A 24,015-nucleotide genomic window follows, 5' to 3' on the forward strand; every position below is an offset into this window, starting at 1 on the left:
TTACTTTACTAATTGTTGCAGCAACATAATCACCGCTGCATTTTCCGACGCTTTCCCAATGGTTATACGCACAGCAGTAGGAAATCCAAGTGCCGAACCAGAACGCACAATGTAGCCGTTCTTTTCTAAATAGCGAAATACATCGTCCGCTGGCTGAGCCATATCGACTAAAACAAAATTTCCTTGTGACGGATAGACAAAAACCGCCTCATTTTTCGCCGCGAAAGCTTCATACTGTTTACGACCAGCTGCATTTTCCACACGGCATGTCTCAATAAAATCTTGATCCGCAAGAGCAATCTGAGCTAATTTTTGCCCCATTGTCGTCGTATTAAATGGCGGTCTCACGATGTTAATTTGGCTAATAATTTCAGCGTTTGCAATACCATAACCAACGCGAGAACTAGCCAATCCATAAATTTTACTAAATGTGCGCGTAATGATTAGATTCGAAAACTCATAAATTAGCGCGGTGTGTGTCTCTGGCTGCGGTTCCACATATTCAATATACGCCTCATCCAGCACAACTAAGACGTCTTCTGGAACCTGGCGCAAAAATTGATTAATCTCATCTAGCGCTATGTAATTCCCAGTTGGATTATTCGGGTTACAAAGCCAAACAATACTCGTCGTTTCATCCATCGCCGCAAGCATTGCCGGTAAATCATGATCTCCATTTTTCGTTAGCGCGATTTCACGCACTTCTGCACCTTCAATGCACGCATTTTGACGATATTGCGGGAAAGTTGGTGCAGCCATAACGGTGCTCGTTGAAGGAGACAACAAAGTCCGTGATAATAAGGCAATCAACTCATCCACACCGCTTGTGAAAATCAGCTCGTCCTCTTTCACGCTATGATACGTCGCCAGTTGCGTTCGTAAATCCGATGCCCAACCGTCTGGATAGATTTCAACGCTCACATCGACTTGCTTCAAATAATCCGCCACTTTTTCTGAAACACCGTGTGGATTTTCATTCGAAGACAGCTTTGTAATTTCCGTCAAGCCAAGTTCTGCCATTACCTGCTCTTCTCGTTTTCCTGGTTTATATGAATGTAAGCCGTTCAATGTCTTTTTCCATTTCATTCCTGTTACCTCCTACTTCGCTAAATCCGGTCGTAAAACCCTTGCGCCTTCTAAATAAACGTGTACCACATCTTGCTGTGCGACTCCGCCAACCTCCGCGTTCACCATCAACCGAATGCACATCGCAAGCGCGCCTGTTACAGGAATTTCCATCACACCCATAATCGGTACAAACTGAAAACCAGCTAATTCACGAATCGGCTTAGCAGGAAACGCCGCATCAATATCACTCGTTACCGATGTCAAAACCGATGAAATCACATCTGGCGCCAAATCATTTTCTGCCACAATCGCTTGGAATAAATCAATCGTTGCCTTATAAATCGCTTCTGGCGTATTCTCCGTCACTGTTGTTGCCCCTCTAATACCTCTGATCATTTCTACGCCTCCTGACTTACTCTTCTAAATGTTGCTTCTATCACATCATCCGACACTTTTTGAATTTTCGGCTTGCCAATTTCTTCAAGCAATACCATCGTTATTTCGTTAAATGTCGTCTTTTTATCATGTTTCATATTTTCTAGCAAAACGGCAAAATCAAGATTCGCAGGCATTTTCACATCATATCCCAGTGCCGCAAGCCATTTGAGCAATGCCTCTTTATCAAAGGAAAGACCTAACAACTGCTCACTCATGTCCAGCGCATAAATCATCCCGAACATAATAGATTCCCCATGAAGCCATTTACCAAACTCGCCGTATGCCTCAATCGCATGACCCATCGTATGCCCAAAATTCAAATAAGCACGAACACCTTGCTCCGTCTCATCCTGTGACACAATCTCGGCCTTAATTTCGATACCGCGCGCAAGATAGTTGGTCAAATCCACGCTGTACAAATCCATCGGCGTTTTGTAAGTTGCCATCAATTCCACAAGTAACGCCGGGTCCTGAATCAACGCGTGCTTCACCAATTCCGCAAAACCAGAACGCATTTCCCGCTCCGAAAGCGTCCCAAGTAAAGACGTATCATAAATCACGGCCTCCGGTTGATAAAAATTCCCGACCATATTTTTGCCTAATGGGTGATTGATCGCGACTTTCCCGCCAACCGCACTATCATGCGCCAAAACAGTCGTCGGGATTTGATAAAACGCGATGCCTCGCATGTACGTCGAAGCTACAAACCCACCGAGGTCACCAATCACGCCACCACCAAAAGCGAGCAAGACCGATTTGCGATCCAGACCAATCTCAATCGCTTTCGTCATCGCATCTTCGTAAACCGCAAATGTCTTCGCCTCTTCACCAGCTGGCGTCACATAATAGGAAACCTTTTCAAGTGGCGCAAGCAGATCGTTCATTTTTGACATATGAGCTTTCGCGACATTCGTATCTGTCATCACGAATACTTGCGAAAAATGGCTCAGTTCTGCAACTAAGCCCTCCGCTTGCTCACGTAACGCATTCTGGCTAATATAGACCGAGTAGACCTTATCCTTCGTCGTCACTGTGATTTCTGCCATCCTTAAAACTCCCTCGTCATTGCGCGATGTTCTTCCACATGCGCCCGTAGTACGTCAAAACGATCACTATCAAATTTCTCCAATACCGCTTGCGCAACTTCCCAAGCAACAACCGCCTCCGCTACAACACTCGCCGCAGGAACCGCACAGCTATCCGAACGCTCCACACTGGCATTAAATACTTCCTTCGAATCAATATCTACACTTTGCAGAGGCTTGTATAGAGTCGGGATCGGCTTCATAACACCGCGAACCACAATCGGCATCCCGTTCGTCATACCACCTTCAAAACCACCAAGATTGTTCGTGCGTCTCGTATAGCCATCGTCCTCCGACCATAGAATTTCATCCATAACCTCGCTACCCGGTTTACGTGCCGCCTCAAAGCCAACGCCAAACTCCGCACCTTTAAATGCATTAATACTCACGATGGCCTGCGCAATTTTTGCATCGAGTTTGCGATCCCATTGCACAAAGCTTCCAAGACCTGCAGGTACCCCGCCAACGACAACCTCAACAATACCGCCGATCGTGTCGCCATTTTTCTTCGCTTTATCGATTTTCTGTTTCATCTCTTCCTCTTTTGCCGTATCCAAACAACGCACAGAAGACGCCTCAGAAATCTCTTGAATCTCCTTAATCGAGTAATCACGCGTCAATTCCGCCCGCACGCCACCGATTTCCAATACATGCCCAGCAACCTCGATGCCAAGCTCTAGCAATAATTTCCGAGCAATCGCGCCAGCCGCCACACGTACCGTTGTCTCACGAGCCGAAGAACGCTCCAACACATTGCGCATATCACGATGTCCATATTTCATTCCACCAACCAAATCCGCATGACCTGGACGTGGTCGAGAAACTTTCCGCGATGCCTCTTTCTCCGCCGGTACCGGCTCAATACTCATTACTGTTTCCCATTTTTTCCAATCTTTATTCTCCACAAAAATAGCAACAGGCGATCCCATCGTTTTACCGTGGCGAACTCCTGCTGAAATTTGTGCCCGATCCGTTTCAATACGCATCCGTGCCCCGCGTCCGTGCCCACCTTGACGTCTCTTCAAATCCGTATTAATATCCTCCGCCAAAAGAGGCATCCCCGCTGGCAATCCTTCAATAATCGTCGTAAGTCCTGGGCCGTGCGATTCTCCCGCTGTTAAATATCTCATTTTTCAACTTCCTCTCCATCTATTTAATCTTTCTTTTATATTAAAAATAAGTCGCATTGTTTTAGCGCTTTAAAGTGTATGTGTAGTATCATATCATAATTTGCCACCTACGTAAACAGGAAAGTCGCCAAAACGCACGAAATACACAAAAAGCGCTCCTATTTGGAAGACTTGCGAACTTCCGGCTCTTTCCGTACATCCCGGTTCACTTCAATCTCCAAATACAAACGCCCTAGCATCTCTATCTATAACCACACATCTATCGCTTTATCATACAACAGCAACTCTTCCGGTTTGAAAAACAAGCCAATCTCACGCGACGCATTTTCGACCGAATCCGAGCCATGAATCACATTCCGGTTCATATGTACCGCGAAATCACCACGAATCGTCCCTTGACCTGCTTCCAGTGGATTCGTTTTGCCCATCATCAAACGCGCAATCGCGACCGCCTCATCACCTTCCCAAACCATCGCAAAAACTGGACCAGACGTAATAAATTGTAAAAGATCCGGAAAGAATGGCTTACCGACATGTTCCGCATAATGTTGTGTTGCTAAGTCTTCATCGATACGCATCAATTTTGCACCAACTAATTTGAGCCCTTTTTTCTCCAAGCGCGCAACGACCTCACCAATCAAGCCACGCTCGACACCATCCGGTTTTACCATCAAATACGTTCTTTCCATCTTCCTACCTCCTAGTATTTTCTCTTATCCAAAAATTGCACAATCTGCTTCAAAGGCTTTAGTTCCTTCGACGGCGGAAACTCATCTAAAATCGCAATCGCCTTTTGCAAATAACTCTCTGCCACAGCCTCCGATTTCTTAATCGCCCCAGAAGCCTTGATTTCCTTAATAAACGTCTGCATCTCATCTTTTGGAGTCTGCTCCGTAATCTCACGCAACCTCATCTGAAAATCCTTATCTTCCATCGCAAAAAAAACAGGTAAAGTAATATTTCCTTGTCGCAGATCCTCACCCGCCGGTTTGCCCAGCGACTTCTCCGATCCCGTAAAATCAAGAATATCATCTGTAATTTGGAACGACATCCCAACGTAATACCCAAACAAAAACAGTTTTCGATGCATTTTCGGGTCCAGTTGTGCCACAATCCCGCCAAGTTGACAACTTGCTGCAATCAAAAGCGCCGTCTTACGTTTAATCCGCCGCAAATACGTCCGCACATTTTGGTCAAAGTTGTACTTCGCGCGCAATTGTTCGATTTCGCCAACAGCCAGCTCCACCGTCACGTTCGAAAGCACTTGATGCGCCTCTGGATTCAGAATTTTTGTCATGTATTCCAGTGACTTCGCAAACAAAAAATCCCCTGTATACATCGCAACATGGTTTCCCCACTTCGACTTGATTGTCGACCGGCCGCGCCTCACATCCGCATCATCCACCACATCATCATGCACAATGGACGCCATATGTATTAACTCTACTGCAACGGCTGCCTGCTCTACCTGATTCCATTCAAACTGACCAAGCCGAGCTGTGAGGCAAACAAAAATCGGTCTAATCCGTTTTCCCCCTGCATCTAGAAGTTGTAAAGCGGCCTCTTCAATTAAAGGCGCCTGTTCGGAGGCAACTGCTCTGCGTAACTCCTCTTCAATGGCTGCCACATCCGCCTGAATATTAGAATATAGAAAATTAAGTTTCATCTGCCCCACCTATTGTTCTTTCTTTTTGTACCCAAAATGCGTTGCGCTCGCCCCACCACTATGCGGAACGTAACGGACATGGTCAAATCCGGCGTCTTGGAACATATCTGCTAATTTTTTCATACCTGGGAAACTTCGCGTCGATTCTTCCAACCAAGCATATTCCTCGTAACTTTTCGCAAATAATCTGCCCATCAAAGGCATCATATGGCGGAAATAAAAGAAGAATAACTGATTATAACCCGGAATTGTTGGTGTTGATGTATCCAAACAAGTCAACAACCCACCTGGTTTCAACACACGATACATCTCACGTAAAACCGTCATATAATCCGGCACGTTACGCAGACCAAAACCAATCGTCACATACTCAAACGAATTATCCGCAAATGGTAATTCCATCGCATTCCCATGCATCAACGTAATATTAGAATACGGCGATGCCACCACTTTTTCTTGACCTACCGCCAACATATTCTCACTAAAATCCAGACCAATAACCGAACCTTCCACACCGACTGCTTCCGCCATTGCAAGCGTCCAATCCGCCGTCCCACAACATACATCAAGCGCTGAAGAACCAGCCTTCACACGCATAAAATCCATCGTTGTTTGACGCCATTTCGAATGTAAATGGAAACTAATCAAGCTATTCATTCGGTCATAGCTAGGAGAAATTTTTTCGAACACATTGTGAACCTTCTCTTCTTTCGTCTCTATCATACCCATCATTTCTCCTCTATTGTCCGAGTAGCTCTTGCAAGCGTTTCTCTGTCATATCAGAAATCGCTAACCCGCCCATATTTGCCTTAATCTCAGCCTTTAGTGTCACAATCAAATCCTCAAGCCATGTCGCAAAATCAGCCTGCGCATTTAACGCCATATAACCATGTTCATACGCCGTTTCAAATAGTGAACTACCCGTTAGCAGCCAATTTTTGCGTTCCGTTAAAAGATACGTCAACAAAATCGCGCGCGCACCAACAAACGTAAAAGCCTCATCACATCCAAAATAAGTCGCAAACCTAGAAAAAATGGCTGCTTTTGACATCACTAAATGCGCTAAATAATCCTCATCACCAGTAATATGCAATTGATACAAGTTAACCTTTGCCTCATTCGTCTCCTGCACACCTCGCTGTAAAGCCGCCAATAAGTCAATCATACCAAATTCCGACAACGCCCGATAATATAAACTACTATAAAAATCCCCAGCAAGCACTGTTAATTGCCGTTCTTGCCACGTCTTTTGCTTCACATCGCTCGGTTCATCAATCCCATCATGCGTGTCATGAGCTAAAATGACATACAGCGTCGCACCGATCACTTGATGAGCCGCACTATCTTCTAAGTCCGTTCCTCTAATCGCCTCATGTAGCCACAGCATTTGATCCTTATCCATTTTTGGCCCGTCAAAATTTTCACCTAAAAATCGATAAGCGGTCTGATCTAAAACAAGTGCCTCTACCTGTTTCAGCTGCGCTACGCCACCTTGATAACTCATTTACAAAATCCCCTTCAAATCTCGTTTATCCTGTATCGTAAATTATACCATAACCTTCACAAAAATCGCCATTAGCTTGGCTAGGCGCTTAATTCTTAATTAACGCCATAACCTCACTACGCAACTTATCATCATTTCGAAAAGCCCCACGAACAGCACTTGTAACCGTTCTGGCACCTGGTTTATTGACTCCGCGGATGGTCATACACATATGCTCTGCTTCCAAAATAACCATGACACCCAATGGCTTTAATTTATCCATCATAATCTCCGCTACATTTGTCGTAATACGCTCCTGCAATTGCGGGCGCTTACTCACATCATCCACCACACGGGCCAATTTACTAAGCCCCGCTACTCGACCATTTTGCGGCAAATAGGCCACATGCGCCACACCAAAAAACGGTACTAGGTGATGCTCACACATCGATGAAAAGCGAATATCTTTCACTAAAACTAATTCCTCATGTTGCTCTTCAAAAACCGTATTAAAATGAATTGAAGGATCTTTTTTGAGTCCCGAAAATACTTCTTCATACATTCTGGCAACACGCATTGGCGTATCTAGTAACCCCTCACGCTCCGGATTCTCCCCAACCGCCTCTAAAATCATTTTGACTGCATCCGCAATCTTTTGTTTATCTATTTGCTCCATAATAATCCCCTTTATAAACACGTCATTATCTACCTCGTTATTTTAACATAGCAAACAAACCAGGTAAATGTTAATCCCTTGTGGTCTTGTGGTTACAACGTATAAATCCGCGGCAAGCGTTCGCAATCAGCAAATTTGGCCGACTTCATTTTAAGCACAAAAAAAGGAATTCCGAGGAACTCCTTTTTTTGTGCTTAAAAAGTGTATGTAGTTATTTAACAGCTTCTTTAAGCGCCTTACCTGGTTTGAATGCTGGAACTTTGCTTGCAGGAATGTCAATCTCTTCCTTCGTACGTGGGTTGCGTCCTTTACGGGCAGCACGCTCACGAACTTCAAAGTTACCAAATCCGATTAATTGAACTTTTTCACCTTTAGATAAAGAAGTTTGGATAGTTTCAAAAACAGCTTCTACAGCTTTAGCAGCGTCTTTTTTAGAAAGATCTGCAAGTTCTGCTACGCTATTTACTAAATCAGTTTTGTTTGCCATTGTTTTTTCACCTCCTTAAGAGAATAATACCAAATGAGCAGGTCTTACCTAACACTCAGAATATTCATTTTCCAAAATAAGCTAAACTTCTATGGAAATTCTAAGAAGAATTTCGGCTGGAATGGCGTTTTATCGCCGTTTCAGTGATTCTGATAAAAGATTATCACATTATCCTTACAACTGCAAGGATTTAGAAGCGAAAAGCCTTATTTTTCACAAAAAGAGCTTTCGTAATTCTCCTAGTCCTAGTTCTGGAAACGTGATTGTATCAAGCTGTTAAGCATAATACTAACGCGAGAGACCTATAATAGCAAGTAAAAACACGCCAAATAAGAAAAATAGTTCAAATTCCTTAAAAAAAGCGCTAAAAACGACGCTTTTGCCTGACAACTCTAGGTTTCAACTACTACTATCCTTCTAACATCATAGATTGGAATTTGGCTTTCTTGGAAGCGCTAATCCCAATTCCTTTTTCTAAATAAGCATCTACCGAACCGTATTCTTTCTTCATCTCATCAAAAGCAATTTCTAAGTAGGCTGGTTTAGCTTCTGCCATTGGTCGGAAATTCTCTAATTCTATTTTTTCTGTACTTCCCGAGAAAGCTTCCACCAAACCTTGCATTTCACCAAGAATGGCATCCGCATATTGATTTGTAAGCTCGTAATCGGCTAGAATCGTTTTTTCTGGCACATCTAGTAACTTTAGCAAAAGTGCTCCTAAAACGCCTGTACGGTCCTTTCCAGCTGTACAGTGGAATAGGAACGGCAATTCTGCTTGATCAATGACATATTCTAAAATTTCGCGAAAACCATCTTTAGATTGCACAAAAACACGATAGCTTTCTCCCATTAATGGCTCATAGACACGGTGATCTTCTGGAATATCCATTTTTTGCGTTTCACTTGATTCATTTTTTGCCGTACCAATCGGAATATGACGGTTCGCAATATCTGGAAGCGACAGGGATGGCTTCGCGGTAATCTCGGAAGTACTACGCAGATCGCAAATCCACTTTATTCCCATTGTCTCTAATGTTTTTTGATCCTTAACTGTCAAATTAGTGAGGAGTGAAGAGCGGTATAATTGCCCCCACTTTACCGTTTTACCAGCTGTATTCACATAACCTCCTAGATCGCGAAAATTGAAGCACCCCTCTAGCGGAATGATTCGCTCCCCGATGATTTCACTTGATCCATCTGGTTTTTGAATCGTGAAAAAGACTGGTAAATCTTCTGTTAAAAGCAGCAGATGCGTTTCTTTATCTGTTACTAATAACTGTTTTTTAGACGCGCTAGGTTCTACAGTATGGCTTTGATAAATAATGGAACCCGCTGGAATATCGTCTGGTGACCATGTAAGCGACAATTGCGTTCCTGTTCTTCGCACTTGAATCATTAGTATCCCTCCAAATTTGTACCGATTGATACCTCTATAGTAACATAAAAGGGTCTGGGACATAACCCAGATAAATCGGCGAGAAGCGCTCGCATTCAGAGGCCTTGGCGGACTTCCGGTTCGGCTACGCAATACTTGCTACGCTTAACTTCTTGCATGGTCGAGGAAACTACCCTCTCCCTGCTTTCAGTCATCACATACACGAGTATGCTCCGCTTCCGGCTTCCGCCAAGTCCTCTGAATACAAACGCTTTCGCTCGATTTGTATAAAGCAGAATTTTTCGTCCTACCCGAAGAAATGGTAGGGCGCTTTTGCTTTATCTTGAGTTTTGTCTCAGACTCTTTCTTCATCAATATTCTTCTTTTTCCAATTTGCGATCGCGCCCCATTAAGCGGTCAACCGCAATCTGAGGGTCTTCTTTTTCAAATAGGACTTGGTAGATTGCTTCTGTGATTGGCATGTCAATAGCAAGCTTTTTCGCCCATTGGTGAACTGCTTTGGCTGTGCGCACGCCTTCAACGACCATTCCCATGTTTTCAAGAACGCGTTCTAAGCTCTCGCCTTTACCAAGCATATTACCAGCACGCCAGTTTCTTGAGTGCACGCTTGTACACGTAACAATCAAATCACCAATACCAGTCAGTCCATAAAATGTCTGTGGATCAGCGCCAGCCGTTACGCCAAGTCGCGTAATCTCTGCCATACCGCGTGTCATGAGTGCTGCTTTAGCATTATCACCATAACCGAGGCCATCTGTGATACCAGCGCCAAGTGCGATAATATTTTTCAAAGCGCCACCAATTTCAGCACCAATCACGTCTTCATTCGTATAAATCCGCAAATTATTGTTTAAAAAGGCATCCTGAACTATTTCTGCTGCTGCTAAATCTTTGCAACTCGCACAAAGCGTTGTCGGATGGTGACGGACAACCTCTTCGGCGTGACTAGGGCCAGATAAAACAACGAGGGCAGAACGTTTCTCAGGTGCAATTTCTTCCTCAATCACCTGTGTCATCCGCAAGTTCGTATCAGGCTCGATACCTTTACTCACGTGCACAAGCAATGTCGGCTCTTTTAAGGCGTCATTTAGTTGACTACAAACAATCCTCATAGCGCTCGTTGGAATCGCAATAACGACCATCTCTGCACCAACTAAGGCTTCCTCCAATACGAGAGTTGCCCGCATCTTCGGTGAAAGCGTCATATCAGGAAGATAATGTTGATTGGTATGCTTTGTATTCAGTTCCTCAACCACTTCTGCGTGATTTCCCCAAATAACAACATCATGCCCATTTTCAATCAAAACTAGTGCCAATCCAGTGCCCCAACTTCCAGCACCAAGAACAGCAATCTTTTGTTTTCTCGCCATTAAATCGTCACTCCTTTACATCATTAGTGTATGTGAGAACCGGAAGTCCGCCAAATTGGTTGAATGCGAGCGCTTGTCGCCGATTTACTTGGTGTAAACAACAACACTTTTATTTTCTTTGGCGTGCTATTAGACGAATTGGCGTACCATCGAACGGGAAGGCTTCGCGAATTCGGTTTTCTAGGAAACGTTCGTAAGAGAAATGCATCATTTCTGGTTCGTTTACAAAGACTACAAATGTTGGTGGTCTAACCGCAACTTGTGTCGTGTAGTAGATTTTCAGACGTTTACCTTTATCCATTGGTGATGGATTCATCGCAACAGCATCCATGATAACATCGTTCAACAGACTTGATTGTACGCGTAACGAATGGTTGTTGCTGATATCGTTAATCATTGGGAAAAGATTGGTCAAGCGTTGTTTCGTTACCGCTGACACGAATACAATCGGTGCATAGGACAAGAACAAGAACTGTTCGCGAATATCTTGAATAAACGCATTCATTGTTTTCTCGTCTTTTTCGATGGCATCCCACTTATTCACTACAACTAAAATTCCGCGCCCCGCTTCATGTGCATAGCCCGCAATTCGCTTATCTTGCTCGCGAATTCCTTCTTCTGCATTTAGCACAACTAAAACAACGTCGCTTCGTTCAATCGCTCGCATCGCACGTAGTACACTATATTTTTCTGTCGATTCATAGACCTTTCCACGCTTACGCATACCAGCCGTATCAATCATGACATATTCTTGCCCTTCAAATTCATAAGGCGTATCAATCGCATCACGCGTCGTCCCAGCAACATCCGAAACAATCACGCGCTGTTCGCCTAATAAAGCATTTAAAATAGAGGATTTTCCAACATTCGGACGGCCAATAAGCGAGAATTTGATAACATTTTCATCGTATTCTTCTTCGTCCAGTTCTGGGAATTTCTTAAAGACTTCATCTAGTAAATCTCCAAGTCCCAAACCATGTGATCCCGAAATTGGGAATGGCTCGCCGAATCCAAGCGAATAGAAATCATAAATCTGATCGCGCATCTCTGGATTATCGACTTTATTAATCGCTAAAACAATCGGTTTTTTAGATCGATACAAAATTTTGGCCACTTGTTCATCGGCATCTGTTACGCCCTCACGACCATTTGTAATAAAAATGATAACATCTGCTTCATCAATCGCGATCTCTGCCTGCGCCTTGATTTGCGCTAAGAATGGCTCGTCTCCTAAATCGATTCCACCTGTATCAATAATATTAAAATCACGTCCAAGCCAATCAGCCGAATTATAAATCCGGTCCCGCGTGACACCTGGAATATCTTCCACAATCGAGACACGTTCGCCTACGATGCGGTTGAAAATAGTGGATTTGCCGACGTTCGGACGACCGACAATTGCTACTACTGGTTTAACCATTATTTCACCTTCTTTTTCTTTAAATTACTTCAGACTTTCTTTAGTTTAACAGTAAACACGCCTAGTATCAACTTAAATTTCACAAATAAAAAAACGGGGAGCTGGTAACACGTAAACAATACGTGATACTAGCTTCCCGCTCTGGCGGATACTCAATCGCTTATTTATCGTCTGTTGTCTTTAGATTCTTTAGTTTGTCGCCGATTAAATCGCCAAGTTGGAATCCAGTATTTTCTTCTGGCAACTCATAATCAGAAACCTCAGCTGGCGCTTCTGTCAATTCTTTAATGCTAAGTGACAAACGTTTGTCAGCTTCGTTCACATCAAGAACTTTGACTTCGATTTCTTGACCCTCTTTCAATACTTCTTGAGGTGTACCAATGTGTTGATGCGAAATTTGCGAAATGTGGACTAATCCTTCCACACCTGGGAAAATTTCAACGAAGGCACCGAATGTTACAAGGCGTGCTACTTTACCTTTTAGAACAGAACCAACAGGCGCTTTTTCAGAGATATCATCCCAAGGACCTGGTTGTGTTTCTTTAATCGATAAAGAAATACGTTCGTTTGCTGGATCTACACCGATAACTTTTACAGTCACGGTTTGCCCTTCTTCTAAAACGTCAGATGGTGATGCGATATGTTGGTAAGAGATTTGGGAAATGTGAACCAAACCATCAATGCCATTCATATCAACGAAAGCGCCAAAGCTAGTTAAGCGTTGAACAGTACCTTCGACAACATCGCCTTCTTTAATTTCATTCAAACGTTCTTGTTTTTTGCCAGATTTTTCAGCTTCGACAACAGCACGATGCGATAAAATCACACGGTTGTTCTCCGGCTCAAATTCTACCACTTTAAATGTCAATGTTTGATCTTTGTAAGATGCGAAATCTTCTACAAAATGATCTTCTACAAGCGACGCTGGCACAAATGCACGCACGCCAAGATCTACTACTAAGCCGCCTTTTACGACATCGTTAACCACTGCTTCGAATACTTCACCAGATTCGAATTTCGCTTTAATATCATCGACAGATTGAAGCGCGTCTACTTTACGTTTAGATAATACCAATACATCGTCTTCTACTTTCAAAACGATTAGGTCTAACGTATCGCCAACACTCGCAACATCAGATGCTTGCTCAATATGAACATTAGATAATTCACTGATTGGGACAACACCATCTAGTTTGGAATCAGGAATACCAACGTAAACCTGTTTATCCTCTACACTAGTAACAGTACCAGTAACTTTGTCGCCTTCTTCAAAATTTCTAACTTCTACATCATTTAATTCTTCAGACATGCATAGCCCTCCTCTAAAAACGTTTATCGTAAGCTAGGATTACCCAAGATTGACTGTTTCAAGAATAAGTAAGCGCAAAAAAGCGATAAAATATGCATGAATACGACTTCAATCTAATGGGTTTTCAAAAATCCTATTAACGAGATAAATTCTCTCTCTACTAACTTCCTACAAATACGTTCATTTGTCAAGTTTTTTAGGTTGAATTCACGTGATTTTTCTTACTAAAATAAAAATAAATTATAAATCTAGACTTCTATTAAAATGGTATAGACTTACTCAGCGATTTTTTCTTCCGCTAATTGGTGAATTGTAGTCGCTACTTCTGCAATCGTCATCGATGTCGTGTCAAGCTCAATCGCGTCGTCCGCCTTCTGTAATGGGGAATGTTCTCTCGTATAATCGAGATGATCGCGTTCTTCTATCTCTTTTTTCAATTGCTCCAAATTACTTGGGAACCCTTTGGAAACATTCTCTTTGTACCTGCGTTCTGCACGTTCATCCACGCTTGCTAGTAAAAATATTTTTAACTCCGCATGTGGTAACACCGCCGTACCAATATCACGGCCGTCCATCACAATACCACCTTCTGTCGCGAAAACTTGTTGGCGTTTCTGCAACTCTTCTCGAACAACAGGGTGAGCCGCAACTTCGGATACATTTGCAGTTACTTCCAACGAACGAATAACCTCCGTTACATTTTCTGCCCCGATAAATACTTGCTGTACTTCCCCTGGTTCAAAGCGAATCGATGCTTCCTCCAGCATTTTGCCGAGCGCCGCTTCATCATTTAGCGGTACCTTTTGCGAAACTGCAGCATAGGTAACAGCACGGTACATCGCTCCTGTATCGATATAGATATAGTGCAATTCCTTCGCGACAATTTTTGCCACCGTACTTTTTCCCGCGGCGGCAGGTCCATCAATCGCGATACAAATCTTTTTACTCATTTTATGGTTCGACTCCTTCGTCTTATCTGAAATTAGTTTGGCAAATTTCTTCTTCCGCGGCAATTAAAACCGCCAATTTCATGCGCGCCTTTTTACTATCATAATCTTTTCCAAGTATGACGCCTTTTTTATAGAGATCATACGTGCTACCCTCGTAATCGTAGGTAGTATAAACATTGCCTTCTTCGGCGCTTGTCGATATAACAATTGGAATTCCCGCTGCCAGTGCGCGCTCAATTGCTGGCATCATTTTAGGCGCAACTTGCCCACGTCCAACACCTTCCAATACAACGCCATCCGCACCAGCTTCACGTGCCGCATCAATAAATAACCCATCCGCTTCCAAGTAACATTTCACGATGTAAACTGACGGCATCCCACGCTTAATCGGATACGATTCATGCTCCACAGGCTTCTGGTATAGAAAAACTTGATCATTGTCAATAATCCCTAAATAACCAAAACCAAACGCGCCAAACCCTTGTATATTGGATGCATGTACTTTTTTTACATAGCGCGCCGCAAAAATACGTTCATTAAAAACGACGACTGTCCCTGTATCGCGTAATTCCTTTACACTCGCTGTATAAATGGCATGCCGAATATTAATATAAGCATCCGTCCCAGCCTCACCTGGTGCCCGTTGCGACCCCGTCACGACAACCGGTCTAGCGTCACTAATCACCAAATCAAGAAAATAAGCCGTCTCCTCCAGCGAATCCGTCCCGTGTGTCACAACAATCCCATCGTATGTATCATCCTCAAAAACTTGCATCACCAAGTCCTTTAGCGACAATAGATCTTGGAACGTAATGTGCATCGATGGCAACTGAAACGTCGAAAAAATGTCAATCTGAATTTCTACAGGCAGCTCACAAAGCGCCGCTAACTCTTGCCCCGAAAGCTCTCCCGAAGCCAATCGCCCCGACTCCGTCTTCGTACTCGCAATCGTTCCACCAGTCGTAATCAAAGCTACTTTTGCCAAAAAACACACCTTGCTTCCCAGAAAAAAATCGAGAAAAACGGTTCATTGTCATTCTCGATTTTTCTTATTTTTTTCATATGCTTATTGCGGAATCTTAAGCACCGTTCCAATTGGCACATTGTCATTCGTTATGCCATTCGCTTGCTTAATTTTTGCGACATTCGCGGCCACGTTTGTATTACCATAAGCTTGGCGCGCAATTTTGTATAGCGTATCGCCAGCTGCAACCGTATGGGATGACGCTGCCTCATTTGCTGCTTTTTCTGCCGCATCTTTTTCTTTTTGTCTCGCCTCAGCAGCTAAGCGATCTTCCTCTGCTTGTTTGGCAGCTGCGGCTTCTTCTTGCTTACGCGTTTCTTCGGCTTTGGCGGCTGCAATACGATCTTGCTCTGCTTTTTCAGCTGCTGCTTTCTGAGCCTCTTCTTCCTTCTTCGCTGCCTCTTCCGCTTGTTGTTTCTCGAGCGCTGCCTTTTTGTCCGCTTCTTCTTTAGCTTTTGCATCAGCTGCGGCTTTTTCTTTTGCTTCTTTTATTTTTGCTTCATTGCTCGCGATGTTTACTTCTTTAGGCTTTGTTGTCTCCGTTTGGGCATTTTCCGTTGTCACTTTGTCCTCACTATTAGAGCCAAAATTAAGCACGAACAAATACACACCTAAACACACAATCGGAATAAGCAAAAAGAAAATAATTAATAAATTCAATATTGGATAGCGAAAAATGGCTTTCTTTGATTTATTAGCGCGTCTGCTTTGGGAGCGTGATGGGATCGAATCAATATAATCATCATCGTACTCTTCACCTAATTGTTTAAACTCTTGATCGTCTGCTCTACCTGTGTTTTCGTCTTCTTTCTTAACCACGCGCGACCCCTCCTTCATTCTGATATCTATTTCTCATATCTAACGCACCAATAAAATTGAACACGATATGAAATATTATTACGGCAATTAAATTCTGATTACTAATTTGAAATAGTCCTGCAATAATTATACTAGTTATTATAACATTGAACAACAGATATACTTTATTTAAATACCGAAAATGCACAAGTACGAATAAAATAATACTCGCCCAAAAACCGAAATAAACTTGGATGATCCCACGAAAAATAAATTCTTCCGTGATACCAATCAAACAACAAAGCAAAAAAATATCTAGCGGTTTTCGGTGCTTAAAAATAAGCCTATTCATCCCACCATCATCTGTTAAGCGTTCTGGCAACAAGCGATCCAACCAGATATTGAGCCCTCCAACTACACATGCCAAAGCAATACCTAGGAAAACAAAAAGCCAATCAAAGCTCAATTGCCCCATCCAATTTAAAATACCAGTACTGATAAAAATAATACCAATTCCAAGTAAAATTAACAACCCATTTTGCAATAAAAAAACACGTGTTATTTCTTTTTTGGACATATTTTTCATTATCTCAACCGAATTCGCCATATGTCATCCTCATTTCAGTAAGTACTCCAGATATTTCCGCCAATCTTGTTGCTCCTCAATCGTCACGTTTTCCCCTTCAAAATCGGAATGGTCCACACCACAAATATCACAACAATTAGAAACAGCCACCTGCTTTGCCTCTTCCTCAAAATAATGACGAACAAACTGGCGCCGACACGTAATCCCTTTTATAAAATTCAAAAAGGTGTAGAGGTTTTCACGTTTCCAGCGCTTACGAAACTGGATTTTCTCTTTAATTTGGTTGGGCGTCAATCCAAGCTCTCGGTAAAATTCCAAAAAACGTCGCTCCGTTATTGGCAACTGCTCCGTTAAAGCCGGACTCAGATGCACCAACTCCTCTTCAGGCAAATCACGATCCTGTAATTGAAGCTGAATCGCCTCGTCCCCGTCCGCGTAAAGTAAAATCGCAATGCTCGGTGCACCATCTCGCCCAGCACGGCCAATTTCCTGCAAATAAGCCTCCAGATCTCCTGGCATATGAAAATGAATCACATAGCGAATATCTCCTTTATCGATGCCCATCCCAAACGCACTAGTCGCACAAATAAGGTGCAGCTGATTCTGAATAAACTGCTGCTGAATCGTCACACGGTCCTCACCACTCATATCCCCATGATAAAAAGCTGTACGCAATCCGTGCTGTTCTGCAATCTCATACGCATATCGTTCCGCCAATTTTTTACTAGAAAAATAAACGATGCCAGGTCCCTTTAGCAAACCCGTCCATTTCAAAAGTTGTGCCTGTTTCTCAAGCCTCGAATCCAGTTTTTGCACATCCAGCGCGATATTCGGTCGATCCACCGAATGAATTACATCTACACACGCCGTCAAGCGCAATTGCCTTTTAATATCCGCTCGCACTTTTTTCGTTGCTGTTGCCGTCAAAACGAGCGTCACTGGGGAGCCAAGTTCCGCCCTAACTGTACCAAGTTCCAAATAATCAGGTCTGAAATCATGGCCCCACTGCGAAATACAGTGAGCTTCATCCACTACAAAAAGTCCAATCGTTAAACGCTGAATTGCCATCCGAATCTGCCTATTAGCAAGCATTTCCGGAGAAACAAAAATAAATTTATAGGCCGATAAATCCTCAAGTGCGCGCTGTTTCTCTTGCAAACTCAAAAAACTATTTAGCGCAACGACTCGTTTTTCCCCGTTAGCCCGCATCCGTTCTACCTGATCTTGCATCAATGACAAAAGCGGCGACACGATAAGCACCGTACCATCTAGCAAATATCCCGACAATTGGTAACACACCGTTTTCCCAGTCCCCGTCGGTAGCATCGCAAAGCAATCTTTCCCATCCAGTACATGCGTCACGACTTCCCGTTGCCCAACTCTAAAATCACGAAATCCTAAAAACCGCTCTAATTCTTGCTCTAACCGCATATGACGCCACTCCTTCTAGCAATCAGCGCTAATCTAATTTGGAAATAATCCAATGCCGGAAAAGCCTGTTTGATATCCTTTAACGAGCGCCATTGTTGTTGTGAAATTGCCGCAATCATCTCACTATCCACCCAAGAAAGCACATTAAATCCAGGAATCGTCGCCGCAATTTCGACAATATGATCTTGAATCGTACTTTCCTTCAAACGCCTGATTGCCGCCATGTTCTCAAACAACACACCTTGTTCCGCAAGCTGCCACGTTTTCCTGGCCGAACTCGTCAACCCGTGAGCCGCACCTGGCATTAGCCCTTCTAAAAGTGGAAAATCATCCGTTATTCGAGCAAACAACTGATGCAAGCCATTCAGCCACTCGAAATAATATTTCCAAGGCGACAATCCTAATTCCGCGGCTACTTGAAGCGCCGTCTTACCAATGTAAACCCCGCCAGAAAAACGTGGGACATAAAGTGCTCCATCCACCTGCTGCAACCACTGCTCTAGCTCTACATAAAAACGCCCGCGCACCACATCTCTTGTCTCTCCCGCCAAATGTTCTGCCAGCCAGCGTTTCACTGCAAATTGCGCCTGCTCATCCCGAACAATAGGTAAATAATGCTTCTGTTCATGCTTAAAATTACTAAAAACCTGAATCGCCAATAATAATCTTTCAAAAAAAGCATTCGTCCTATTCTGATATAAAAACCCGTCTATGTACGGAAAACGCGTCTTAAAAGGGGACTCGATTTCTCTCAATAACGCCACGCCATCTTCCGTAATCCCGAGCAAACCGTCCTCTTGCATCCGCTTTAACCTTGCGTCGAAATTCACCTGCCGGAGTGTTGGCACACAGCCAAACAAAGCTGTCACTTCAAACAAATGTGAATCCTGCACAGCCTGACCTGTCCTTTTCCCCGTTGCAACCGCGAATAAAAAAGCTGGTTTTCGTTTCAATGGAAAAGAAGCTATAATCCCTAACAAATAATGATCTAATTCATCCACCCCAACCAGCTCCTTCCCGTTCTTTTCATCTATTTTAACACGAAAACATTTGTTCGACATCCCTATTTCCCAAAAAACTTTTTTACCCCTTATTTAAACACAACTGTACAGAATCTCCAAATGGTTCTATAATAACAGAAAGAACCATTACACAGCTAAAATCAGGAGGTATCAAAACGATGAAATATACTATTGTCGATCAATCTACCTGCATCGCATGCGGCGCCTGTTCCGTCCATGCTCCCGATATTTTCGACTACAACGACGAAGGACTAGCCTACAACACCCTTGACAATAACTGCGGCACACATCCAATTCCACCGACATTAGAAAACGACGCGATAGACGCCGAACAAGCCTGCCCATCCCTATCCATAAAGATAGCGGACCACCCATTTCAAGGCGACCCGCTAAAATTTGAATCCTAATTATATCGAAAACCATTATACAACGCCGTGATTCTTTTTATCTTTCTTCACTTTTAATTTAACAATCGTATTTTTCAAAATCCACGATCTCATTCTACCGTAAACAAGAATGAACACAGCTCCCACAACAACACCTTTTAGTAAATTGAATGGCACAATCGCTGTCGTAACAAGCGCCGCAATATTCGTGCCAGCTGGCAAACCACCAATCGTGATATAAAACGGCAATAGGATAAAGTAGTTAAACAACGACATCATAACCGTCATCGTCACCGTCCCAACCCCAGCACCTAAAATCATTGCTTTCGTCGAGCGTGTATAGCGGAAAACATAGTAAATTGGTAACACGAAACAAATACCAGATAAGAAATTCGCTAGTTCCCCGATTGGAACCCCAACAAAACTCCCTGTTACTAAATACTCCAACACATTCTTCACAAACTCAATCAGTACAATCGCGAGCGGTCCGAATAATAAACCGCCAATAATAGCAGGAATATCACTGAAATCCAATTTTAAAAATGGTGCACTTGGCAATAACGGAAATTGAATTAACATGATGACAAACGCCACCGCTCCCAATACTGCAATACTTACAAACGCCTTTAAAGAATACTTCTTCATCAAAATCACTTCTCCTTAGATGTTCATCCTAAGAATCTGCGGTTTCCCTTTATCCCTACGCACACAAACACGAAAAAAATCCCACGAAAAAATATTCGAGGGATGGTATGTGAAAATCCAAACAAGCATAGTATATTCAAATAAGACTCTAGAAAACCACACTAAAAAAAACCGTAGCTTAAAAACGTCCAATCCAAATAGACCATAACTAGCCAATTTTTCAAGTAAGTGCGCCAAAAGTAAGCGAACCAACATCTCCTCCCATCCAGACTATACTGTCGGTTTTGGAATTACACCAAATCAACCATCTCAAAAAGAAACAGTTCGTGGACTTTAACCACCGGTCGGGAATTACACCCTGCCCCGAAGATGAACTATATTTTATTGTATTACGTACGTTATTGTACCATAAGCAAAGCCTTCATGCAAAACCGCTTGCTTACCCCCATGGAATCTCCGTCGAAAGAGCCGCCGCAAGTTCCCGACTTTGTGTCAAGCGTTTCTTTCTTGCCAAACTACGTTCTTGTGCATCACGGCTGATCATTTTTTCCTCATCTGACTGTGCGACAACCGTTGGGACTTCGACTGTTTTGCCATTATCATCAATCGCGACAAACGTCAGGAAAGAAGTAGCCGCCAAATAACGATCGCCATTTTTCAGGTTTTCCGCAATTACTTTCACGAAAATTTCCATCGATGAACGACCCGTTGAAGCCACATAAGACTCCAAACATACCGAATGATCATTTTTAATGGGCTGCAAGAAATCGACCGAATCCGTGGAAGCCGTCACAATACCCGTCCGACAATGACGAGAAGCGCTGATAGAGGCAGTATCATCAATATACGTCATCAAACGCCCTCCAAATAGCGTATTATGATTATTTGTATCAGATGGAAACACCCGACTTGTCTTAATTACCAATGAATCTTTACAAAATTTTTGCATGCGTTCTGTCAATTTCATCAAACTCCTTTATATATCCGTAGAAAGCGGCAACGTGACAATAAATGTGGAACCAATGCCAAGTTGACTTTCTACTGTTATTTTACCATTGTGCGCTTCGACGATATTTTTTACAATGGATAAGCCAATTCCCGTCCCCGTTTTCCCACGAGTACGCGCCTTGTCCGCTTTATAAAACCGCTCAAACAAGAATGGAATATCCGCCTCAGGAATGCCACTTCCGTTATCGATAATCTTAATCACGAGCTCATCCGCATGAAAATCTGCCGTTTCATGTACTTCCACAACACCTTCGTAATCCTCTCGACCCGTGTGACGAATCGCATTCATGATTAAATTCACCAACACCTGCTCCATTCGATCTGGGTCAAATGTATACTCCAAGTCATGATCATCTACCACCAGCTGTAATTTCACATTATTATCCTTCGCCAATACTTCAAAATTGGAAACGACTTTATCTAGGAACGGCTCGACCGGCAAGCGCTGTTTATCCAACTGCTCAAAACCTGCTTCCATCCGAGCTAAATCTAGCATATCATTCACAAGCCGACCAATTCGCAGTGACTCATCATAAATAATCTGGGCAAATTCGCGCACCTCTTCATCCGTCTGCGCCACACCATCAATAATCGCCTCGCTGTAGCCTTGAAGCATCGAAATTGGCGTCCGCAACTCATGCGACACATTGTTCACAAAATCCGTTTTCATCTTCTCTAGTCGCTTCTCCTCCGTCATATCCCGGATCACCGTCACGATACTTCGAATATCATCCCCATTATAAAGCAATGTCAAAATGGCTACATACGTTTGATCACCAAACACAATCTCGCCAACCTGCTCCTCACGCGTTTCCAAAATATTCGTCAGCATCAAATCTAAATTAGGCGGGATAAGCACTTTATCCTCATTTTCCGTCGAGAAAAACCAATCATGTAAAAATTGCTCCGCCGGCGGGTTACTCAAAATAATCGTCTTATCAATGTTAAACTTAATAACCCCATCCGCCATCCCAACTAAAATATTGGATAACTGTTCCTTCTCTTGCCTTAGCGCGCTAATATTATATTTCAGTTGTTGCGCCATTTTGTTAAATGCAATCCCTAAGTCCCCAATTTCATCATGCGTATAGGTTGGCACCCGATTGTCAAAATTCCCCTTCGAAACAGCGATAGCAACCTTCTTCATTTCCCTGAGCGGATACGCCATACGTGACGATAAAATAAACGACAATACCGAAGTAACTAGAATCGCCATAATCCCCGATATAAGCAATGTTTTCGTAACTTGTCCCGTTAATTTCAAAATATCTTCATAGGATCTGTAAACATAGACCGTACTAATATTACCGTCCAATGTCTTAAAATGCTGGGCTCCCATATGTACTGTATCATCATTACCCTCACCATAGAAATTATATTTTTCAAGGATAAATTTCCCCTCAGATAAGTGCTCATTCATTTTCTCATCTTCAAACAAATGATCATAGGCTGCACTCTCTAAATGCATCGATGTTTGTTTGGAAGCAACCACTTTCCCATTCTGCTCTACAATAACACCTGTAGACTTATCCAATAATTGAAAAGCAGACTCCAGCGCGTCCAAGTCAATTCCACCTTCGATTAAATTCCCGACATGTTCTGTCGTTGTTTCGATTCCGCCAGTGATTTGCTCTGTATTTTTATCTTCGTAAACAATCGCAACAAAAAATCCGGTGGCCACCAAAACTCCTGTTAGTAAAAGAATAATCGTACCCCAAATTTTCCCTACGATACTATGCCAAAATCTCATTGTCACCAGCCCTTTAATCCGAATTTCAAGCATCCCGTTGCTTGCTTTTCTCGCAGAAACTTACAATATACCAAGAAATAGATAGGCATTGTTAAACCTATCTATTCCTATATAGCTTATTTTACTCTGTTTCTGTCACTTCAAACTTGTAGCCTAAGCCCCAGACAGTCACAATCATTTTAGCAGCTTCCTCTGAAACATCGAATAACTTCTCACGTAGACGTTTGACATGCGTATCAATCGTACGCAAATCCCCGAAAAATTCATAACGCCAAACTTCTTTTAATAACGATTCACGATCAAACACTTTATCTGGTGATTTCGCTAAATAGTATAGTAAATCATATTCTTTAGGTGTCAAATTGATTTCCTGGCCTTCCACAATAACTCGGTGCGCCTCATTATCAATTTTTAAGTGTGGGAAAGTAATAATATCACCTGGTACGCTCGTTGCAACAGGTTGGCTATGTTGTTGCGCGCGTCTTAAAACAGCTTTGACACGCAGGACAACTTCACGCGGACTAAACGGTTTCACGATATAATCGTCTGCACCGACTTCAAATCCTTGCACCCGATTTGCTTCCTCGCCTTTCGCTGTCAACATAACAACCGGAGTCGCTTTATATTCACGCAATTCACGACAAACCTCAATGCCGTCTTTTCCTGGCATCATTAAATCAAGCAAAATGACATCATAACTATTATCAATTGCGAGCTGTAACGCTTGATCTCCATCACTAGCTTCTTCAATTTTATAATTCTCACGTTCAAGATACATCTTAAGTAAACGCCTGATCCGGTCTTCGTCATCCACAACGAGAATTTTAACTTGCTCACTCATAGGTAATCATCCCCTTACTCGTTTCTCTAAAAAAGGAAACTTATTT

The 24,015-nt window shown here is 42.9% G+C and carries 25 protein-coding genes and 1 riboswitch; of the genes, 1 reads left to right on the forward strand and 24 read right to left on the reverse strand.

The annotated features are described in order from the left end of the window. From hisC to HCJ66_RS16400, 20 genes are all read right to left on the reverse strand, one after another. Entirely contained in the window at positions 1 to 1,086 is a 1,086-nt protein-coding gene (gene hisC, locus HCJ66_RS02090; RefSeq protein WP_187131665.1) for a histidinol-phosphate transaminase, read from the reverse strand. Positions 1,087 to 1,098: 12 nt separating this feature from the next. Further along, positions 1,099 to 1,464: a chorismate mutase gene (gene aroH / locus HCJ66_RS02095; RefSeq protein WP_187131666.1), complete on the reverse strand. Its 366-nt coding sequence runs from the start codon at positions 1,462 to 1,464 to the stop codon at positions 1,099 to 1,101. Between the two features lie 2 nt (positions 1,465 to 1,466). Beyond that, entirely contained in the window at positions 1,467 to 2,552 is a 1,086-nt protein-coding gene (gene aroB, locus HCJ66_RS02100; RefSeq protein ID WP_187131667.1) for a 3-dehydroquinate synthase, read from the reverse strand. A gap of 2 nt (positions 2,553 to 2,554) precedes the next feature. Then, positions 2,555 to 3,721: a chorismate synthase gene (aroC, locus tag HCJ66_RS02105; protein WP_187131668.1), complete on the reverse strand. Its 1,167-nt coding sequence runs from the start codon at positions 3,719 to 3,721 to the stop codon at positions 2,555 to 2,557. A 245-nt stretch (positions 3,722 to 3,966) separates the two neighbouring features. Then, positions 3,967 to 4,410: a nucleoside-diphosphate kinase gene (ndk, locus tag HCJ66_RS02110; RefSeq protein ID WP_187131669.1), complete on the reverse strand. Its 444-nt coding sequence runs from the start codon at positions 4,408 to 4,410 to the stop codon at positions 3,967 to 3,969. Positions 4,411 to 4,421: 11 nt separating this feature from the next. Further along, the gene (gene hepT, locus HCJ66_RS02115) at positions 4,422 to 5,387 is read right to left on the reverse strand and encodes a heptaprenyl diphosphate synthase component II (RefSeq protein WP_187131670.1); all 966 of its coding nucleotides are present in this window, start codon (positions 5,385 to 5,387) and stop codon (positions 4,422 to 4,424) included. A gap of 9 nt (positions 5,388 to 5,396) precedes the next feature. After that, positions 5,397 to 6,110 (reverse strand): demethylmenaquinone methyltransferase, encoded by a 714-nt coding sequence (locus HCJ66_RS02120; RefSeq protein WP_187131671.1) that lies wholly within the window; start codon positions 6,108 to 6,110, stop codon positions 5,397 to 5,399. Positions 6,111 to 6,126: 16 nt separating this feature from the next. After that, positions 6,127 to 6,891, reverse strand: coding sequence for a heptaprenyl diphosphate synthase component 1 (locus HCJ66_RS02125; protein ID WP_187131672.1), 765 nt, complete (start codon positions 6,889 to 6,891; stop codon positions 6,127 to 6,129). 88 nt (positions 6,892 to 6,979) lie between these two features. Continuing rightward, complete coding sequence (gene folE, locus HCJ66_RS02130; protein ID WP_187131673.1) at positions 6,980 to 7,546, reverse strand: GTP cyclohydrolase I FolE; 567 nt, start codon at positions 7,544 to 7,546, stop codon at positions 6,980 to 6,982. A 211-nt stretch (positions 7,547 to 7,757) separates the two neighbouring features. Continuing rightward, entirely contained in the window at positions 7,758 to 8,033 is a 276-nt protein-coding gene (locus HCJ66_RS02135; RefSeq protein ID WP_003720260.1) for an HU family DNA-binding protein, read from the reverse strand. A 409-nt stretch (positions 8,034 to 8,442) separates the two neighbouring features. Then, entirely contained in the window at positions 8,443 to 9,426 is a 984-nt protein-coding gene (locus HCJ66_RS02140) for a tyrosine-protein phosphatase (RefSeq protein WP_187131777.1), read from the reverse strand. A 353-nt stretch (positions 9,427 to 9,779) separates the two neighbouring features. After that, positions 9,780 to 10,799: an NAD(P)H-dependent glycerol-3-phosphate dehydrogenase gene (locus HCJ66_RS02145; RefSeq protein ID WP_187131674.1), complete on the reverse strand. Its 1,020-nt coding sequence runs from the start codon at positions 10,797 to 10,799 to the stop codon at positions 9,780 to 9,782. 109 nt (positions 10,800 to 10,908) lie between these two features. After that, positions 10,909 to 12,219 (reverse strand): ribosome biogenesis GTPase Der, encoded by a 1,311-nt coding sequence (gene der, locus HCJ66_RS02150; protein ID WP_181675195.1) that lies wholly within the window; start codon positions 12,217 to 12,219, stop codon positions 10,909 to 10,911. A 160-nt stretch (positions 12,220 to 12,379) separates the two neighbouring features. Then, on the reverse strand, positions 12,380 to 13,528 hold the full coding sequence (gene rpsA / locus HCJ66_RS02155) for a 30S ribosomal protein S1 (RefSeq protein ID WP_187131675.1): 1,149 nt from the start codon (positions 13,526 to 13,528) through the stop codon (positions 12,380 to 12,382). Between the two features lie 275 nt (positions 13,529 to 13,803). Continuing rightward, positions 13,804 to 14,478 (reverse strand): (d)CMP kinase, encoded by a 675-nt coding sequence (gene cmk / locus HCJ66_RS02160; RefSeq protein WP_187131676.1) that lies wholly within the window; start codon positions 14,476 to 14,478, stop codon positions 13,804 to 13,806. A 22-nt stretch (positions 14,479 to 14,500) separates the two neighbouring features. Continuing rightward, positions 14,501 to 15,463, reverse strand: a complete 963-nt coding sequence (locus HCJ66_RS02165; protein ID WP_187131677.1) for an asparaginase — start codon at positions 15,461 to 15,463, stop codon at positions 14,501 to 14,503. Between the two features lie 81 nt (positions 15,464 to 15,544). Continuing rightward, the gene (locus HCJ66_RS02170; RefSeq protein WP_343068946.1) at positions 15,545 to 16,321 is read right to left on the reverse strand and encodes a LysM peptidoglycan-binding domain-containing protein; all 777 of its coding nucleotides are present in this window, start codon (positions 16,319 to 16,321) and stop codon (positions 15,545 to 15,547) included. Next, entirely contained in the window at positions 16,314 to 16,907 is a 594-nt protein-coding gene (locus HCJ66_RS02175; protein WP_187131679.1) for a CPBP family intramembrane glutamic endopeptidase, read from the reverse strand. Before HCJ66_RS02175 ends, HCJ66_RS02170 begins: the two co-directional genes overlap by 8 nt. A 9-nt stretch (positions 16,908 to 16,916) precedes the next feature. Then, on the reverse strand, positions 16,917 to 18,317 hold the full coding sequence (locus HCJ66_RS02180; protein ID WP_187131680.1) for a RecQ family ATP-dependent DNA helicase: 1,401 nt from the start codon (positions 18,315 to 18,317) through the stop codon (positions 16,917 to 16,919). Next, positions 18,308 to 19,318, reverse strand: coding sequence for a helix-turn-helix domain-containing protein (locus HCJ66_RS16400; protein ID WP_187131681.1), 1,011 nt, complete (start codon positions 19,316 to 19,318; stop codon positions 18,308 to 18,310). Before HCJ66_RS16400 ends, HCJ66_RS02180 begins: the two co-directional genes overlap by 10 nt. A 179-nt stretch (positions 19,319 to 19,497) precedes the next feature. Between HCJ66_RS16400 and HCJ66_RS02190 the strand changes: the two genes are divergently transcribed. Next, the gene (locus HCJ66_RS02190) at positions 19,498 to 19,746 is read left to right on the forward strand and encodes a ferredoxin (protein WP_187131682.1); all 249 of its coding nucleotides are present in this window, start codon (positions 19,498 to 19,500) and stop codon (positions 19,744 to 19,746) included. Between the two features lie 15 nt (positions 19,747 to 19,761). On the opposite strand, the gene HCJ66_RS02195 is transcribed toward HCJ66_RS02190, so the two are convergent. The 4 genes from HCJ66_RS02195 to HCJ66_RS02210 form a co-directional block, all read right to left on the reverse strand. After that, on the reverse strand, positions 19,762 to 20,370 hold the full coding sequence (locus tag HCJ66_RS02195) for an ECF transporter S component (RefSeq protein ID WP_187131683.1): 609 nt from the start codon (positions 20,368 to 20,370) through the stop codon (positions 19,762 to 19,764). A gap of 249 nt (positions 20,371 to 20,619) precedes the next feature. Further along, positions 20,620 to 20,745: riboswitch (FMN riboswitch) on the reverse strand. A gap of 64 nt (positions 20,746 to 20,809) precedes the next feature. Continuing rightward, the gene (locus HCJ66_RS02200) at positions 20,810 to 21,319 is read right to left on the reverse strand and encodes an acyl-CoA thioesterase (RefSeq protein ID WP_425487907.1); all 510 of its coding nucleotides are present in this window, start codon (positions 21,317 to 21,319) and stop codon (positions 20,810 to 20,812) included. Positions 21,320 to 21,346: 27 nt separating this feature from the next. Further along, positions 21,347 to 23,128, reverse strand: coding sequence for a HAMP domain-containing sensor histidine kinase (locus HCJ66_RS02205; protein WP_187131684.1), 1,782 nt, complete (start codon positions 23,126 to 23,128; stop codon positions 21,347 to 21,349). A 121-nt stretch (positions 23,129 to 23,249) separates the two neighbouring features. Next, positions 23,250 to 23,969 carry a response regulator transcription factor gene (locus HCJ66_RS02210; protein WP_036078261.1) on the reverse strand — a complete coding sequence of 240 codons (720 nt, stop codon included), beginning with the start codon at positions 23,967 to 23,969 and terminating at the stop codon, positions 23,250 to 23,252. Positions 23,970 to 24,015 lie beyond the last annotated feature (46 nt).

The sequence above is a fragment of the Paenilisteria portnoyi genome, from assembly GCF_014322795.1.
In the GTDB taxonomy this organism is placed as follows: Bacteria; Bacillota; Bacilli; order Lactobacillales; family Listeriaceae; genus Listeria_A; species Listeria_A portnoyi.

Bases quoted from the DNA above. Each gene is read 5' to 3' on its own strand.
- hisC (WP_187131665.1), bottom strand. From the start codon at position 1,086: ATGAAATGGAAAAAGACATTGAACGGCTTACATTCATATAAACCAGGA.
- aroH (WP_187131666.1), bottom strand. From the start codon at position 1,464: ATGATCAGAGGTATTAGAGGGGCAACAACAGTGACGGAGAATACGCCA.
- aroB (WP_187131667.1), bottom strand. From the start codon at position 2,552: ATGGCAGAAATCACAGTGACGACGAAGGATAAGGTCTACTCGGTCTAT.
- aroC (WP_187131668.1), bottom strand. From the start codon at position 3,721: ATGAGATATTTAACAGCGGGAGAATCGCACGGCCCAGGACTTACGACG.
- ndk (WP_187131669.1), bottom strand. From the start codon at position 4,410: ATGGAAAGAACGTATTTGATGGTAAAACCGGATGGTGTCGAGCGTGGC.
- hepT (WP_187131670.1), bottom strand. From the start codon at position 5,387: ATGAAACTTAATTTTCTATATTCTAATATTCAGGCGGATGTGGCAGCC.
- HCJ66_RS02120 (WP_187131671.1), bottom strand. From the start codon at position 6,110: ATGATAGAGACGAAAGAAGAGAAGGTTCACAATGTGTTCGAAAAAATT.
- HCJ66_RS02125 (WP_187131672.1), bottom strand. From the start codon at position 6,891: ATGAGTTATCAAGGTGGCGTAGCGCAGCTGAAACAGGTAGAGGCACTT.
- folE (WP_187131673.1), bottom strand. From the start codon at position 7,546: ATGGAGCAAATAGATAAACAAAAGATTGCGGATGCAGTCAAAATGATT.
- HCJ66_RS02135 (WP_003720260.1), bottom strand. From the start codon at position 8,033: ATGGCAAACAAAACTGATTTAGTAAATAGCGTAGCAGAACTTGCAGAT.
- HCJ66_RS02145 (WP_187131674.1), bottom strand. From the start codon at position 10,799: ATGGCGAGAAAACAAAAGATTGCTGTTCTTGGTGCTGGAAGTTGGGGC.
- der (WP_181675195.1), bottom strand. From the start codon at position 12,219: ATGGTTAAACCAGTAGTAGCAATTGTCGGTCGTCCGAACGTCGGCAAA.
- rpsA (WP_187131675.1), bottom strand. From the start codon at position 13,528: ATGTCTGAAGAATTAAATGATGTAGAAGTTAGAAATTTTGAAGAAGGC.
- cmk (WP_187131676.1), bottom strand. From the start codon at position 14,478: ATGAGTAAAAAGATTTGTATCGCGATTGATGGACCTGCCGCCGCGGGA.
- HCJ66_RS02175 (WP_187131679.1), bottom strand. From the start codon at position 16,907: ATGGCGAATTCGGTTGAGATAATGAAAAATATGTCCAAAAAAGAAATA.
- HCJ66_RS02180 (WP_187131680.1), bottom strand. From the start codon at position 18,317: ATGCGGTTAGAGCAAGAATTAGAGCGGTTTTTAGGATTTCGTGATTTT.
- HCJ66_RS02190 (WP_187131682.1), top strand. From the start codon at position 19,498: ATGAAATATACTATTGTCGATCAATCTACCTGCATCGCATGCGGCGCC.
- HCJ66_RS02195 (WP_187131683.1), bottom strand. From the start codon at position 20,370: ATGAAGAAGTATTCTTTAAAGGCGTTTGTAAGTATTGCAGTATTGGGA.
- HCJ66_RS02200 (WP_425487907.1), bottom strand. From the start codon at position 21,319: ATGCAAAAATTTTGTAAAGATTCATTGGTAATTAAGACAAGTCGGGTG.
- HCJ66_RS02205 (WP_187131684.1), bottom strand. From the start codon at position 23,128: ATGAGATTTTGGCATAGTATCGTAGGGAAAATTTGGGGTACGATTATT.
- HCJ66_RS02210 (WP_036078261.1), bottom strand. From the start codon at position 23,969: ATGAGTGAGCAAGTTAAAATTCTCGTTGTGGATGACGAAGACCGGATC.